We start from the raw sequence: 19,714 nt of genomic DNA on the forward strand, positions 1-19,714 counted from the left end.
TTAGATTGAAAAACACCTTCCCGACAACATTTAGGTGCTATTATGTCTAATTAACACTTCTATCCACCTTTAGTGTGTCTGTTTATTTATTTTGTTTAGAATTTTCACAAGAGGCAACAAATTCCACAAGAATTAACGTCATATCTGAAATTGATTTAATTTTCAAAAAAGTTTGAATTTTTTCATAATTCTCTTAGTAATTCTGATACAATTGACACTTATATTACACACACACACATATATATATATATATATATATAGAATAGGAGATATGTATGAAAAATAAAGCATTAAAAAGGAGCCTTTTAATTGTTCCTGCATCAGTACCATTAGCAGGACTTGTTTTGACTCTTTCATCGACTACAAGCTCAACCAATGTGACAAGTAAAACTACTTCAGGCACTAATTGAACTTTTGATAAAGTTAATATTGATTTACAGGATAATCTTTGAAAGAACTATAATTCACTTCCAACTTCAAATCATAATGCCAGATATGCACCATATAGATATATAAATATTTTTAATTCAAACGGTAATCAGAATTTCAACGACACCAATGCTAATTGACAATATCGAGCAGTTGGAGATTCATGATTCAGATTATTTGATGCCTCAAATCCGGGTTTTCCAAACAACGTAAATGTTTCCGATTGAACAGGTACTAATTATGCAACAGAAAGTGGAACACTTTATTCTTGACAAGTAGATGGTTTTAGAGATAAAAGTGTAGATCATGGACCGTGATGAAATGGGAATGGATATAATCCAAGTACTGATACCAAAAGATTTAAAATAGGTTACAACTTAGTTAATAAACCATTACATGGTTCTGCAACTCAAGGTGCGCAATCAACATTCTATACAGGAGCATTTTATTTTTCAAATGATATGAAAATAGCAAGTGATATTAAAATTCACTTGTATATTAAAGTTGATGATAGAAATAATTCAAATGTTTTACAACAAAAAACTTATACTATCAAATTAAAAGAAGAAAAAAATGCTAACTTATCTGATTATGATATTTCACCTTGAATTGGAAAAGCACAAAGAGTAAATAAAGATCCTCTTCGTGCTTCTCAAGCTGGAGATACTTTAGAAGCATGATTAACTAATTATGCATACTTGCCTTATTACAAAAATATTCCAACATCATATACAAATGGATTGAGTGCTGATTTACTTAGTCAAAAAAGAACTTGAGACAATTATAGATCTTCAGAAAAACATAACGGAATGTATGATATTTTGGTATCTACTCCAACCAATATGTCAGATATTAGATCAAGAGGATTTCAATTATCAAATAGTAGCGGTTCATATGTAAATTTTGGTTTATTCCAAAAAAACCTTATTAATAATGACAGACCAGCTGACATTATATATAACAATCAAGGTGGTTTATTTGTCTTCAATATTGAAATGGATAAAAAGCTTGATTATTTAGTTGCTGGAGCAGTAGCAGAAGTAGAATTTGAGCCATATAATGATGTGGCTAATCCAAGCACTACAACATTTTTTGGTAATACCGGTTCATCAACAACCAATAAATCTTTCTTTGGATCAGCTGAATATCGTCAAAAAGATGATGACGATAATCAAAGAATTGTTTCTGGATTTTGAAAAATAGCTGATAGATCTGAATCTCAACGTAAAAAATTCTATACTTTAGAACTTGTTGATTCAGAACTTGGTTCTAATCTTTATGATCCTGATAGTGATGCATTTCCAGAAACTACTTTAAGAATTACTGAAAATGGAAATTCAAATATTAATTATGAGATTAATAAAGATGGAATTAATAGAAACAAAAAAACAATTAGTACCAAAAGTGTTTATCAAGATACAAAAGCAGTAAATAGTAAAAATTCTTTACGTTTAACAAGTACAATTAATAGTAGAGATGCTAAAAAATGAAAAGTTAAAAACGGTAGTTCATTAACTGCTAGCCCATTACCATCAAGTAGATTTGATAGTGATGGAATTGAATTCAATTCAATTACTTATACATATACTGATCTTGAATTAGCTAAGAAATATGTTGATAATAAACAATGATTAAATAAAGGTCAAAAAGATTATTTAAAAATGGTATTAGATAATGAATCAGGATTTGAAGCAAGTAAGCAATATTCAGATAGTACTATTTTAACTAAATGAAAAGAGAAAATTGATACTCTTGATAAACAACAAGAAGCAATTGAAAAAAAATATAAAGAAATCCGTGATTTTCCTTTAAGTAATAGTGTTTATGATTCAAAATACGATGCAAATATAACTAACAAAATCATTTATGCTTTAGCTACAAAATCATCTAAAGATTCTTTAGATTCAATAATAACTAGAAATACTAACAAAATTAATTTCCGTTCAAATGAATACAATACCGAACGTGGTGCAATCGATAGAACTACTTCTACAGAATATTCAATTTCTAATCCAAGTGGTGCATCATATAATAATTTAAAAACTTCAATGGATTCAGTTTCCAAAGCACTTAATGATTATTTCAACGCTGTAATAACTAGTGGTAAAACCGAAATTGAAAAATATTTTGCAAAATTAGCTGATTATCCAATTACTGAACAAAATTCTGCAACTTATAGTGGAAATTACAATAAAGCTAAAAACCTTATTATCAATACAATTAAAGATCAAGTTAAAAACCTTAGTTCAAAAAGCCAACTAAATCCATTTGCTAATTTAAATGCTACAAACGAGCAAATTCAGGCAATTATTGATTTAATTAGTAAAGTTAATAAATTAAATAATGACAAAAATTCAGTTAAGTCACAAATTGAAACTTATAAACAATCAGAAAATGACTTTAATAATTTAGGTTCTTTTGAATTTGCAAGTTCTACAAGTCAGATTGATTTAGAAGCTCTTGAGGCATTTGATAAAAACTTAACAAATGCTTCTGATAAAACTGTTCAAAATATTTTTGAATCAACTGCTATTCTTACTAAGTTTTATAATGATAATAATAACATTTTTACTCAACAATGAATAGAAAAAGCAAAAGGTCTTGACGGTGCGATTAATGAATTTAATACCGAAATAGATAAATTTAACTATTTAGACGACAATCAAAAAACAAGTGCTAAAAATAATTTAAAAAGTGCTTTGAGTACATTCAATATTTTTTCTTATAATGAAAATACAGTCAAACTTATTCTAAATAATGAATTTATTAAAAAAATAAATAATCATATGTCTAGTGCTTTTGTGACTGCAAAAGAAGAAGCTAAAACTCAAATTTCAGCATTAGATAAGTTAACAGAAACAGAAAAAGATCAAGCTAAACAAGAAATAGATAATGCTACTCTTTACAAAGACAATTATGATGAAAATAAACCATTTACTGACAAAATTTTAATAGGTTCAGATAAAAACATTAAAGCAATTGTTGATAAATGAACTGAAAGAGCTAGAATTAAAGACTATACTGCTACTTTTGATTATCCAAATAAAAATATTGAACCTACAACTGCTGACAAAAGTTTAGTTTCTCAACTAAGTATTTCTCCTGATGCAAACGGTTTAGAAACTAAAGTTATTTCTATTAGCGGTAATGATAACACCGGAACTTTAACCGTTACTTATAAAATAGTAAAAACAAGTGATAAAACTAATGTTTATACTCAAGATAAAACCTATGATATTACTGGTTTTGCTAATGAGCAAAATAGAGTTAATAAATTAAATGCTACTCCAGATTATAAAGATGTGAGTGAAAAACCAAATATTCAAGCTTCAGCTGTTGTAAAAAGAGATAATAACGATGAAGATATTACTTGAGTATTACCAACAAAAACACAAATTTATGCAGGTAGTGTTAAATATCTTGGTTATAACGATATAGACGGTAAAATTAAAATTGCATATAAATTGCAATCAACTGTTAATGCAAATGCAATTTCTAATGAAAAAACTGCAGAAATTACTGGTTTTCAAACAGAATCTACTAGATTAAATAATTTAGTCAAACAAGACACAGATGCTAATCAAAATACAATTCTTAACATCACTGCAGACCCTATTAAACGTGCTTCAGATTCAACTTTAAATACTGATTACACAATTGCATTAGCAAATAATTATGGAACTACTAATAAAGTTGAATTAACTGATTTATCATCTCCTACAAATAATGATACTGATGGTTCAGTTTCGTATACATATAAATTAAAAACTACAAGAACTAAAGAAGATTTAGTAACAATTGCTGAAGAAGCGGTTGATAACAATAATATTTATAGTGATCTTTCAGCATCACAAACTAGAACTGGCTTTTTAACTCAAGCTAAATATGAACAAAATCAAAAAGATGCAAAGAAAGAAGCAATTAATAATTATCAACATTTAAATGATGAACAAAAAACAGCACTTAAAAATGAAATTGATCAAGCTAATCTGGATCAATTAGATCAAATTGCGCAAAATGCAAGTGAATTAAATGATGCAATGAAAGCTTACAACAATGCAACTGATAATATCGAAACAATTAAAAAAGGCACAGATTATACTCAAGCAGATAATAAGAGTGCTTTAGATGATGTAGTAAATCAACAAAAAACCGATGTTGATAAAACTAAAGGATCTAATTTATCATTAAAAGAAGTTAAAGATAGAACTAAAGCAATTCAAGAGGCAATTAGTAATTTAAATGGTGATGAAAAATTACAAGAAGCTAAAGATGAAGCGATTAGAAAAATTAATTCTGATTATTCATCATTAACTGATAAACAAAAAGAAAAATCAATTGCTTTAATTAATGCTAAAAATACCATTGCAGATGTTGAAAGTCAAGATAAAACTAATAATGCATTAAATTCATCAATGAAAACCTTGAACGATTACATAGCAGATCAAGATGCTGTAACAGCAGGCAATAATTATACTTATACTACTAACGCCTTAAGAGAAGCCTATGATGGAAACCCAACTAAAGATGGAAATCAAAAAGGTGGAGTAATTAAAGAAGCCGAAGATTTAGTAACTACTTTAAATACTGACAATAATGACAATTTAATGAATAAAGAAACAATTGATGCTTTAAACAAAAAAATTAAAGGCGCAATTGATGCTTTAAATGGACAAGAACGTTATGATGAAGAATTAGCAAGATTAAATGGTTTATCTCTTGCTCTAGCTAAAGTTAAAGATGCAAAACAAGCTACAGATACAGCAAGTGAAATTGACACTAATGAGGTTGAATTCATTTCTTCAACTATGCCTGACAATGTAACTCCAGTTGATTTAGTTATTTCAAATCCAAATGAATTAACAGGTAAATTAGACTTAAGTTACAAATATCAATCAACTAAAGAAAATCTTGAAAGTGTTCAATCAACCAAAGTTTATACATTAAATAACAATAATGCCTTAAGCACTTTAACTGAACAAGAAAGAGTGGACGCTATTTTAGCTGATTCAAACATTCCGTTTACTATTAATGAAAATGATACTAACGCAATTGATAGAAATCAATTACCAAATGCAGTTGCTAAAGAAGCTATTAAAGCGTTTAACAACCCAGCAAACTTAGATGTTGAAGGTTACTTAAATAGTATTGAATTATCGCCAAACAATGACAATGGTACATTAGATATAACATTCAAAATTGCTTCAACCAAGGCAATATTAAATTCAAACAATGATCCACAAAACCCAGCAGTTGTTTCAACTAACACAAGAAAAATTACTTTAACAGGCTTTAAAACAACTTTACAAGCTGAAAAAGAAAAAGTTACTGAATACATTAATAACAATGTTCCTGAAACAAAAAAACAAGCTTTATTAGATGAATTAACAAACGCTAATACTCTTGATGAAGTAGCTAAAGTTCAACTTAAAGCAGAAATTGAAAAAGCTATTGCAGATGCAACAAATAATTACCCTTATTTAAACAACAATCAATTAGATGCTTATAAAGCAGATTTAAAATCAGCTACTTCAACTGAAGCAATTCAAGCTTGTAGCACAACAGCGAACACATTAAATGCTAAAATGAAAGAATTAAGTGATGCTGTTAAAGCTGAATTAACTGCTTTAACCAATAAAGTTGTTGAAGATAATCAAAACAACGATGCTAAAACAGCCATTGTTTATACTTTAGCAGATGCTGATAAAAAACAAGCTTATGATAATGCTTTATTAGCAGCTCAAGAATTACTTAATAAAACTAATGGTGCTAACTCAGAATTGAGTGCTGTTGAAACAGTATTAAGTAATTTACAAACTGCTTATGGTGAGTTAAATGGTGATCAAAACCAAAATGCATTAAACGAAAGAATTGATGCTTTAAACAATTTAACTGATGATCAAAAAGCACAATTAAAAGAAAATATTGCTAACGCCGACGCTCAAGCAGATGCTGAAACTATTGTAGAAGCAGCAGAAACATTAGATGCCAAAATTGCCGATGTTAAAGAACAATTAGACGAATTAAATGATTACAAAAACAATGATGTTTATAAATTAGATAAAGAAAATAAAGACGCTTATGATACAGCACTTAAAAATCTTCAAAATGCTTTAGATGAATTAAGCAACAAAGACTTAACTTCTGTAAGTGCTGATGATCTTAACAGTGAAGCTACTAATTTAGACACCAAAGTAAGTGAAGCAAATGAAGCTAAAGACCTATTAGATGGTATTAGAAGCGATCTTAAAGATAAATTAAACAATTTTGATAACTTAACTCCTGCTAACAAGCAAACGTTAATCAATTTAATTAATGCTGATGACAAAGAGTTAAGCGCTAAAAAAGTGACTGATTATCTAAACCAAGCATTAAACTTAGCTAAAACTAACGTTAATAATGAAATAGACAAATTAACACATTTAACACCAGCAGAAAAACAAGCTTATAAAGATGCCGTTAATGAAGCTGAATTAAACACTGCAGACGGTGAAAAATATGACAAAAATATTAATGACATTTTAGCCCAAGCTAAAGCGGATGATGAAGCCAAAAAAGCTTTAATTAAAGCTATTAATGACAAGCAATATTTAAACGATGCTCAAAAAGCGGCTTTAATTGACAAAGTTTATAAAACTCCATTAGCTGAACTTAATGAATTTGAAAAAGATGCTAAATCATTAGATGACGCAATGAAAACATATAGCGAAATTGCCTCTGTTGATAAAGATAGCATCAAATATAAAGAAGCATTCGAAGATAGACAAGCCGAATACAACAATCAAATTACTAATCGTGACAATGCTTTAAATAAAACTGATGGTGCTAATTTATCATTAGACCAAGTTAATGAAGCAATCGAAAAATTAAATAAAGCAATCAACGATTTAAATGGTGAAGAAAGATTACAAAGAGCTAAAAATGAAGCGCTTGCTAAAATCAATGGTGATAATCCAACTTACACTGATTTAACAGATGCTCAAAAAGCAGTTTTAATTAATCAAATCAATGCCCAGACATCAATTGTTGATGTTAATGCAGTTGATGCTAAGAACAAGCAAATTAATGATTTAACCAAAATGCTTAAAGACAATATTAATGGTGAAAGTGGTATTAAAGACTCAATTCACTACACCGGTTCAGAACATGATGTAAAAGGCGAATATGATGAAGCTATTGAAGCAGCTAAAGAATTATTGGCTAAATTAAATGAGCCAAATTCTGATACTAATAATATTGTTGATTTAGATAGAATTAAAAACCAAAACCAAGCCGTTCATGATGCAATTGCTGCCTTAAATGGTGAACAAAACATTAAAAAACGTAGAGAAGAAGCTTTAGCTAAATTAGAAGAATTAGAACACATTAATAATTTACAAAAAGCAGCTTTAACTACTCAAATCGATAATGCAACATCACCAGAAGAAATTGATGAAATTGTTGCTAATGCAACTAACTTAAATGACCAAATGGCCTTATTGAAAGAGGAATTAGCAAATCAAGCACCAGTTAAAGACACACCTAAATACTTAAATGCTGATGAAGATCCTCGTAATAAATATGATGATTTATTAAATGAAGCTACATTTTTAGTTGACAAAGAAAATGGTGGTGCTCAACTAAGCCCAGAAGCAGTCGCTAACTTAATTAATGACATTAAAGTTGCTGAACAAGCACTAGATGGTAATGAGAAATTCGATGAAGTAAAACAACAAATTATTGCTGATATCGATGCTTTAGAACATTTAAATGATGCTCAAAAAGCAGCGCTTAAAGAATCATTAAATGAGAAAAAACTAATTGCCGACCTTAAACAAGTTGGTGAAGATGCTAAACTTCTTGATAACGCAATGGCAGAAATTAAAGCTAAAGCTCAAGAAATAGCTAATGATTTAGCCCAAGAAGGTAATTATAAATATGTAGCAGCAACCGAAGAGCCAAAAACAAATTATGATAATGTTAAAGCACAAGTTGATGCGTTAGTTGATCCTAGTGGTAATAACTTAAACTTAAAAGAAGTTCAAGACTTACAAAAAGCCTTAATAGCGGCTGAAAAAGCACTTGATGGAGAAACTAACTATGATTACTTTAGAAATAAAGCAATTGAAAAAATTCAAAACAATCCTAATTTAACAGATGAAGAAAAAACAGCCTTAATTGACCAATTAAATAATGTTCAATCTCCTAACGACGATGAAAGAATTACTAAAGAAGAATTTTTAAACAATTTAGACAAAATTGTTGATAAAGCAAAATTAATTGAAACAATTAAGAATGATGACAATTTAACTACAGAACAAAAAGCAGACTTGATTGATGACGTTGTTAAAGCAGATTCAACACAAGCAAACTATGATGATGTGCTTGGTAAAATCAAAGCTAAAGAAGATGCATATAAAACATTAAATAATGATGATTCATTAACAGAATACGATAAGGTTAAATTAAGCAAAAACATAGCTAAAATTGAGCCTAATAGTCCTAAATTTAATGAAGAGTTAAACAATGAAAAAATCAAACAAAATGCTATTAAAGAAATTAGAAACGATGATAATTTACCTGAAACAACAAAGAACAATTTAGCTAATGAAATTGCTGAATTAGACAATAAACAAGCTAAATCAGCGTTAAATTACCAAATTGATAAGGTTAAAGAAAAACAAAAATTAATAGACGAAATTCAAGCTTCAAATCTACCAAATGAACAAAAAGAAGCTTTAATTAACGAAATAAATTCATTCAAGGGAAACGATGACAAAGCTCCAGTAATCCTTGACAAAATTCGTGATCAATTCAATAAATTGAAAGAAATTCAAGAAGATCCAAACTTAAGCCAAGAAGACAAAGCTCAATTAGTTGAAGATGTTTTAGCTAACGATCCAAAAGACGAAAAATACTATGAAATAGCTAAAAACATTAACAAGAAACAAGAAGCAATTGATCAAATTAGACAAAATCCAAACTTGACACAAGAACAAAAAGATTCAATTTCTCAAAACATTAGAGAATTAGATGAAACAAACGATGAATTTACTAATAAATTAGCCAATGAAAAAGCTAGATTAGACTTAATTGATCAATTACATCAAGAAGCTAAAGACAACAAAATTTCTGATGAAACCAGAGATAAATTAATTAGCGAAACATTGAATTTAGCTAATGATTCAAGCTTTACAAATAACTTAAATAACGTTAAAGCTAAAGACAAATTAATTCAACAAGTTAAAGCGAGCGATGTGCTTAATGACACAACCAAAGCAACATTGATCAATAACATTTTAGATAATAATGCTACAAGCACAGAATTTGATAATAAACATAATCAAATTACTCAATTATATGTTGATGCTGAAGAATTGGCTAAAGCTAAAAATGATTTAGTAGATTTAACCAAATCTAAGAAATTTGAAAAATTATCTAAAGATAAACAAGATGCAATTAATAAAGCGATTGCCAATTCAGATGAAATTTTAAATAATCTTAACTCTTATAGAAATGAAGATGTGGTTAAACAAACAATTATTGATAAAAAATTAAAACAAGCATCACCAATCTTAATCTGACCATACTTTGTAGCTGCTTCATTTGTAAGTTGATTAATTGGTATGTTAATCTTTGTATTTGGTAGAAAGAAAAAATAAGAAGTTAATTAACAATTAATAAACAATCAAAATCAATCAGTACTAGATAAAAATAGTGCTGATTTTTTTGTATTTTTTTAAAAACCAAAAAATTTCACAAAAATTACTTAAAAATTTTATAAATGTGAAACTTTAAGGGTACAAATATGTAAAAAATTACATTTTTTGCAAAAAAAAAAAAAAAGTTGCCTCAAAGACGATTTTTTATGCTATATATAAATATATTTAATTTAATTTTATGCTATATATAAATATATTTAATTTAATATGAATATTTGACTTATAAAAAAGAATAAAATAAGTGCTTTTCTAGCTTAAAAATTAATATTTTTAGCTTCCTTAAGTATTTGTTGAAAAAGGAAATTTTATGAACTTAAAAAACAAGAAAAAATGAATTCTTTTACCTTTAAGCGCAGGAGTGACAGTTCCACTTGCTTTACTTACAACAGTAAGTGCATCTGCAAATAATGAACCCCGTGAAGTGAGTTTATCACCAACAGGTAGATGAGATGAGGGTATTCAAAATTGAACAGGTAGAGAGAATATAGGAACATTCCATCCAAGTCAGACAGATTATGTATGAGAAGATTGTGATGAATATGGAACATACTATTATAAACATTGATCATGGAGTCACATAAAAGAGTTTCCTGAGTCCAAAGTAAGAGAATCTATGCAAATAGATAAAGTCGTAAATGAAGATGGTACAATTGATTGGACACTTCAGTATTTTAAACCTTTTGGTTTCGTAGAAATAGAAGGTATTGATAGTGAACAAAAAACATATTTTGCTTTCTTTCTTACTAAAGACATACAATTAAGTTCACCTGTTGAAATTAAGAGATTCGAAAAAGATGGTTCTGATAGACTAATCACTAGTTCAGTTACGTTACAACCAGGACATGAATTATCTTCAAGTCAATTAAAACAAGTTGGTCTTGGTGGTTCTTGACATCACTATGGTACAAATGATGAGCTAACTAGATCTTCACTGGCTAAAGTTGAGTGATATAACCTTCAGAATAAACCGAGTGATAGTTCTAATCATAAGCAAAATCTTCTATTTTCGACATGAAATACAAACGATATTAATGATCCAGGTGGTAAATTTATTGATGGTAAGAAAACATCAATTAGAGATTTTACTTACGATTATGAATTTCAAACTGCCGGATGAGATCATTCAAAATATGAGATTAAATTTAAAACAGCACCTATTCCAGGTGCACAAAAAGGTTATTTTTCAGGAGTTATGACATCTGAAAGATCACGGCAAGATGATGGTACGTACTCTAGAGTTCTTTTAAATGGTGTTAGAAAGAAAGAAACAAAGAAATTTGAAAGATATCCTGTTATTGTAGAACAAGTGTTTGAGGATATTTATGACACTACAAATATACCTACAACCAATTCAACATTAACAAAGACTATTACATCTCCAGTGGATTGATCATATAAAACATTCACTAAAGATGTTCAAATTCCTGCGCAAAGATTAACTCCAACATCAGGTAATGCATCTTATACAGTGAAAAATGAATATTTAATAAATGATATTATTCCTGCTAGTTTAAATGGACTTTCAAATGAGCAGAAAGCGAACTCTATTTCATTTAACCCTACTGCAATACCTGGATTTGATATTGTTTCAACAACTACGAATGTATATAGAAAAAAACTTAATAATTCATTTCTAGAAGATGCTGTAGTAGTGCAAACTGTATACAGAAAAAAAGCTGATAAAACAAAACTTGAAGAAGAAATTAATTATTCAAAAGGTGATTTCTTTAATCAGCATCCATATCTTGATGCAGATGATGATTTAAAAAATGCTTACAATGCAGCTTTAACAGAAGCTAAAAAAGTATTTGAAAATGATAGTGCAAGACAACCTCAAGTTAACGCGGCATACCAAAGTTTAAATCAAGCAAGATTGAAATTAAATGGAAAGATAAAATTCGATAATTTCAAAGAGAAAGCCAGAAAAGTCCTTTTTGAAAGTAATCCTACTTGAGATGAAGGTGGAACTACTGTATCATTAATACCTCTAAATAAATTATTGACACTTCAAAGAGATAAAGCTTGAAGTTTAATTAGTAATGCAAAAAGTATTTCAGATGCTACTCCTATTCGAACTTGAGCAGAAGAGCTTAATGATTTAAGAAAAGAATTAGAGCTATCTAAGGATATTAAAGAAAACCCAGGTAATGATAATCACACTAATTACACAGAAGCTACAACAGGTTCAAAAGAACCGAGTGATAATAAAAAAGATCATTTTGATAAAGCGATTAAAGTTGCTGAAAATTTAAAAGATATTTCAAACTACTTATTACAATCTATTAATACAATTAAATCTGCTAAAGATGCATTAGTAGAAGCTCGTAAAGCACTTAACGGATTTGATAATGTGAATGCTGCTAAAGCTGCTGCTCAACAAACTATTAATTTACTTCCTAACTTGAGTGTAACAGAAAAAAATAATGCTAATAATCAAGTTGAAAGTCAATCTACAATTGCTGGTGTTAATGATAAATTATTTGAAGCACAAAAACTTGATGCTAAAAACAAAATTGATCAATTAAGTAACTTGATAAATACTCAAAGAGATGCTGCTAAACGTTTAATTGACTCAAAATCATCTAAAGATCAAATTGATGCCATTGTTAATAATGCAACATCTGTCAATAATGAAGTTCCAAAACTTACTGCTGCTAAAGCGATTAAAACAAATAATGAAACAAGATATACAGAAGCATCACCAACTCCAAATAAATCAAACTTTGATAATGCTATTTCAGCATTAAATGATTTAACTACATATACAGACTTTGAAACAGCATATCCAGACTTACAAACTAAGTTAACTAATTTATCAAGTGCAACAGCTAATCTTGATGGAGTTTCAAATTTAAATACAGCTAAATCAAAGACTATTGCTGCAGTTAAAGGTTTAAATTTAAGTGACACACAAAAAGATGAAGCTGAAAAACAAATTAATCAACAAACAACAATTAATTCAGTTAATGCAGTAAAAACAAATGTTGAAGGTTTATCAAATGCTAGAGCTAAATATGATGAAGCTCTTGCAGAAAAAGCTAAACCAAACTATATTGAAGCAACACCGAATCCAAATAAATCAAACTTCGATAATGCATTTGAAGCTCTTAATGGAGTAAAAGATAATACAAACTTTACTACTCCAACCAGTGATTTAAGCACTTTAGTTTCAAATATGACTACTGCTATTAATGATTTAAATGGAGATACAAATTTATCTACATCTAAAACAAAAGCTTTAATTGAAATTGGCAAATTGACTTCCTTATCACTATCTCAAATAGAACTTGCTAAAAATCAAGTAAATGAGAAAGATACAAACTCAAGTGCTAAAGTTGATGAAATTGTTTCAAATGCAAAAAAATTAAATGCTGCACGTGAACAATTACAAATTGCTAATAAAAATCATCTTAATCAACCTAACCATACAGAAGCCTCAACAACACCGACAAATAAAAAAGCTGCTTTTGAATCAGCAAGAAATGCTGTTGATGCTATAAAAGATACAAGTGACTTTAAAACTGCTATTCCAAATATTGATAACTTAACTACTAATTTACAAAATGCTATTAAAAATCTAGATGGAATTATAAACTTAAATAATGGAAAAACAGCTGCTAAAAATACTATTGATGGATTTAGCTCTGACACGTGAGCTTCAACACAAAAACAAACTGCTAAAAATGAAATTGATTCACAAAATACAATTGCTGGTGTTAATGATAAATTATTAGAAGTACAAAAACATTATGCTTTTGATCAAATTGATAATTTAACAAACTTATCAAAAGAGCAAAAACTTAAAGCAAAAGAATTAATTGGTTCAAAATCAACAAATGAAGAATTTAAAGCTTTAGTAGGAGCATATAAATTAGTCAATAGTGCTCTTGCTATTCTTAATGATGCTAAAACAGCAAAGAATTCACCTAAATATACAGAAGCTTCAACAACATCAACAAACCTAAAAACAGCTTTTGATACATCATTAGGTAAAATAAGTGCTTACAACTTAGAAACAGAGACAAACTTTGAATCACTTGTAAACAAAACAACACAAAATCAATTTAATGCAGCTGCAATAGACCTTAAGAGAAAAACAACTGCTCTTGATGGGGATACAAACTTAGCAAAAGCTAAAGAGAATGCTATTAGAGATATCCGGTCATATACTAAATTAGATGAACAATCACAAAGAAATCTTGCAATAGCTACTGTAGAAAAAGACGCGACAAACACAATTGCTAAAGTACAAACAATTAAAGCTAATGCTGAAAAACTTAATGCTGCTTTAGCTGCATTAGAAACTGCAAATGCTCAATGACAAACACCAAACCATTTACAAGCAGATACAGACATAAAAAAAGCATATGAAACTGCTAGAGGAAAAGTAGATGCAATTAAATCACAAAATAATTTCGAATATGAAACACCAAATATCCAAACATTAACAAGTGATTTAAATACTAAAACAGCTGCTCTTAACGGAAATGATAGATTAAGAAAAGCTAGAGAAGATGCTATTGCTAAAATCAATGATACTGCTCAAACACCTCATTTATCAGAGGCTCAAAAAACAAAAGCTATTGAAGCTGTTAATAATGCACAAACTCTTAAATTAATAGATTCTATTTCAGCAAATGTAAGAGATTTAAATAATGCTATTGGTCAGCTTAAGAATAATGAAGTTATTAAACAAACAGATGATTACAAACAATCTGAAGATGGTCCACAAAGAAACTTTGATTCAGTTGTTAGCGAATTACAATCTTGAAAATCAGTAACAGAGTTTACACAACCGACTCCTAACTTATCTACAGATTTACAAAGATTAAAAACTACAAGAGAAGCTCTTAATGGAGATGAAAGATTACAAACTGCAAGACAAGAAGCACTTGCCGCTATTGATGCTGCATCACACTTAAGCCAAAAACAAATTACAGCTGCAAGAAATGCTGTTAATGGTTCAAATGTAGTCGCAACAATTGATGCTATTAAAGCAAATGTAAAAAATCTTGACGCTGCTAAAGCTCAATTAGAAAGAGCATTAGAAGCAGAAAAAACTTCAAACTATAAACAAGCTTCAGATGATAAAAAACAATCATTTATTAATGCTAAAAACGCAGTTAACAACATTAAAGATCAAACAGACTTTACTCAACCAGTTGATGCTCAATTAGCTAAAAACTTAGAAAATGCTATTGCAGATCTTAATGGTCAAGGTAGATTAACTACAGCTCAATTAGCAGCTAAAACTGCTATTGAAGGAATGTCTAATTTATCAGACGATCAAAAAACAGCCGCTAAAGCCGCTGTTCAAGCTGCAGATAGTCTTGACTCAATCGAATCAATTAAAAACAATGCATCTAAATTAAATGATGCTTTAGGTGTTTTAAAAGATGCTATTGCAACAGAAACTACACCAAACTACACACAAGCTTCAAATCAACAAGCATTTGATGATGCTAAAAAAGCAGTTGCTGCATATAGCAATCACTCTGACTTTAATAATCCAATTTCAAATATTGATAATTTAAAACAAGCATTGACTAATGCTAAAGGTGCTCTTGATGGAGAAGAAAGACTTAGAACTGAAAGAGCAAAAGCTAAATCTATTATTGATAATTTACAAAACATAACACCAACTCAAGTAACAACTGCCAACAATTTAGTTGCAAATTCAAATGATTTAGAACAAATAAAAGCTATTGCTAAGAATGCTCAAGATATTGATTCAGCTTTAGCACAAGCTAAAGAAGATGCTAAAGTTAAACAACAAGTTAAATATACAGAAGCAGAAGGAAGTTTTAAAACTGCATTTGACAATGCACTTGATAAAGTTACTGACTTAAAACAAAAAGTTGACTTCCAAAATGCAGATGAACAGTTAAAAACTAAATTAACAAACTTAACTAATGCTAAAAATGCTCTTAATGGAGAAACAGAACTTCAAAGTAAAAGAGATGCCGCTAAAGCTGAAATTGATAAGTTATCTCCATTAGATGAAAAAATCAAAAACAAAATTAAAGATCAAATTCAAAAAGCTGCAAATTCACAAGTTGTAGAAAGCATTAAAAATAATGCTAACGACTTAAATGAATTAGCACAAAAACTTGAAGAAGCTAAAGAAATTATTAATTCTCCAAAATACACACAATCAACACCTGAGGAACAACAACAATTCAATGATGCTAAAAAAGCAATTGAAAATACTATTGCTGCAAAATCAGATGGAACACAACTAGTTGATAATAAACAAGAATTAATTAATAATTTAAATAACGCAAAAGATGGTTTATCTGGAGCAAACAAATTAAAAGATGCTCAAGATGCTGCTCTTAGAGAAATTGAAAACTTACAATACTTATCAAAAACTCAAAAAGATAAAGCAAAACAATTAGTAAATGCTGCTACAACAGTTCAAGGAGCAAAAGACATTGCTACAAACGCAACAAATGTTAATGCTGCCATCGAACAAGTTCAAAGATTTAATGATGTTAAATCAAAACCTCAATTCACAGAAGCATCAACAACACCTACAAATAAAAAACAAGCTGCTCAAACAGCGTTTGACAACTTATCAGGTGTTGAGTCAATTATGGACTTTACAACAAGTCCTATTGCTGACATCGTAGAGAAAACAGAAGCTCTTAATAACGCAATCAACTCACTTGATGGTAACCAAAACTTAGATGATGCAAAAGCTGCTGCTAAAGCCGAAATCGAAGGATTAAAAAACTTATCAGATACACAAAAACAAGCTGCTAAAGCTGAAGTTGAGAAAAAACAAACAATTGCTGACGTTCAAGCAACTCTTGAAAATGCTAAAAAGTTAAATGTTGCTAAAGGAGCATTAAACGCAGCAAATGAAGTCGAAAAAACAAAAGCATACATTGATGCTTCAAAAACTGCTAAAGATGCATTTAATGATGCAAAAGACAAAGTTAATGCAATTAAAGATGTTGAAGACTTCTCACAACCTATTGCAAACATCGACACATTAACATCTAACTTAAATAATTCAATCAGCAACTTAGATGGAGCTAGAAACTTAAAAGAAGCTCAGGATGATGCTATTGCTAAGATTGATGCTTTAGTAAACTTAACAACAGATCAAAAAGACGCTGCTAAGGATGCAATCAGAAACGCTACAACTAAAGATCAAGTAGCTAACGTGCTTTCAAATGCTCAAAAAGTTGATAAAGCTATCGCTAAATCAAATGAAGCTGCTGATAAACAAAACACACCAGCTTATGTAGAAGCTTCAGATGAAGCAAAAGAAAACTTTAACAAAGCTAAAGAAGCACTTGATGCAATCAAGAACACAACAAATTTTGAAGTATTAAGTGTTGATGCTGATGCACTTATTAGTGCTTTAGATGCTAAATCTAAATTACTTGATGGTTTAGCTAACTTAGTGACAGCAAAAGAAGAAGCTAAGAAAACAGTTGATGGAATCGAAGGATTATCTCAAAGTCAAAAAGATTTAATTAAAGCTGCTATTGAAGATGAATCAACAAATTCAAGACAATTAATTGATCAAATCCTTGATAATGCTGCTAAATTAAAAGAATTAGTCGATGCATTAGAGTCTGCTAAAGCAAAACAAACAAATCCTGATTACACAGAAGCTGATAAAGATAGACAAACTGCATTTACTAATGCTAAAGACGCTATCAAAGATGCTATTGCAAGCTTTACAGATCCAAAGCAACCAATTGCTAACGCAGATAATTTATTATCAAATATGACATTAGCAACTGGAAAATTAAATGGAGATGATAAATTAGCTACAGCTAAAACTGAAGCAATTAAAGAAATTGATAAATTAACCAACTTATCAAAAGCTCAAAAAGACGCTGCTAAAGATTTAATTAAATCTGAAGACACAAATACACTTGCAAAAGCACAAGACATTGTTAATAATGCAAAATTATTAAACAATGCATTGTCTACGCTTGAAGCTGCTAACGACAAATTAGATGAAGTGGATTACACACAAGCTTCAAAAACTGCTAAAGATGCATTTGATAAAGCTAAAAACGCTGTAAATGCAATCAAAGATACAAAGAACTTTGAAAACAAAGTACAAGACATTGAATCATTAACAAGCAAATTAGCAAATGCTATTAGTAACCTTGATGGTAAAGATAGATTAGTTAAAGCTAAAGAAAAAGCTGCTCAAGATATTGATGCATTACAAAACATCTCAGAAACACAAAAAGCTGCTGCTAAAGCTAAAATTGAAGAACAAAACACAATTGACAATGTAAATAACATTGTTGCAAATGCAGAAGCAGTCGATACTGCTCTAGGAACAATTAAAGACATTGTCCCAGTTAAAGAAAAAGTTCAATTCAAAGAAGCTGATGCAGACAAACAAAATGCATTAACTACAGCATTAAATAATTTAAATTCATTACAAAGCAAAGAAGACTTTGAGAACGCTGTAGAAAACTTACAAGATAAAGTGCAAACTCTTAAAGATGCTCACAAAGCATTAAACGGAGATTCAAACTTAGCAAAAGCTAAAGCAGATGCTATTGCTGCTATTGATAAGTTAAGTTACTTATCAGAAGCACAAAAAGAAGCTGCTAAATCTGATATTAATGCTAAAGAATCTGTTACAAATGTAAATAACATTGTAAACAATGCTACTTTAATGAATAATGCTAAAGAAGCTCTAAATAAAGCTTCTAAAGCACAAAAAACACTTGCTTACACAGAAGCTTCAGAACAACCAAAAGCTAACTTTGATGCAGCTAAAGCTAATGTAGAAGGAATTAAAGATATTACTAACTTTAATGAGCCAGTAGATAATATAGTTGATTTAACAAATAAATTAAACAATGCAACTGCTGCTCTTGATGGAAGTGCAAGCTTAGATGCTGCTAAAGAAGAAGCTCTTAAAGAACTTGCTAAACTTTCATACTTATCAGATGAACCAAATTCATTAGATTCAGAAAAATTCAAAGCTTCTGAAGTTATTAAAAACGCTACAGATGCTGAATCATTAGCAAAAGCTATCGAAGATGCTAAAGCTTTAAACAAAGCTAACTACGATAAAAAAGTAGATGAATTAAAAGATTTAACAAACCAATACTTACAAAGTACATATGGAACAGATGTTTCAAAAAAACATAGAGAAAATGTTGTTAAAGCAATTAATGATTTTAATTCAAAAGCATTCTCAGATACAAATGGAGAAGCTGCTATTGATAAAGCTCAAAACTTACTTGATTTAGTTGATTCAATCACAACAAACAAATCAAGAAATAACTTTGAAGCATTAGCTGAAGCTTCAGACCTTGCTAATATCGATACTTTAGCAAACGCTGTAATTAAACACAATTACTTTGAAACATCTACAAAAGCTAAGAATAAACTTAACTCAACAGACCTTAAAAACATTAAACAATTAGTTTCTAAGGCTGGAGATATTCAAGATTTAAACGTGCTTACAACAGCTATTACTAAAGCATTAAAAGATAACTCACCAATGGTGGTTTGACCATACTTTATAGCTACTTCAGTAGCGACTTGATTAATTGGTATGTTAATCTTTGTATTCGGTAGAAAGAAATAAG

2 protein-coding genes are annotated in these 19,714 nt (G+C 29.4%); both read left to right on the forward strand.

Translation table 4 applies throughout. The features are described 5' to 3' along the window. Positions 1-275: 275 nt before the first annotated feature. Positions 276-10,070 (forward strand): hypothetical protein, encoded by a 9,795-nt coding sequence (locus VBM89_RS01050; protein ID WP_323188471.1) that lies wholly within the window; start codon positions 276-278, stop codon positions 10,068-10,070. 367 nt (positions 10,071-10,437) lie between these two features. Then, positions 10,438-19,713, forward strand: coding sequence for a hypothetical protein (locus tag VBM89_RS01055; protein WP_323188472.1), 9,276 nt, complete (start codon positions 10,438-10,440; stop codon positions 19,711-19,713). Position 19,714: the final 1 nt, after the last annotated feature.

Origin of the sequence: Mycoplasma sp. 1199 (assembly GCF_034863365.1) — a bacterium.
Lineage (GTDB): Bacteria > Bacillota_I > Bacilli_A > Mycoplasmatales > Metamycoplasmataceae > Mycoplasmopsis.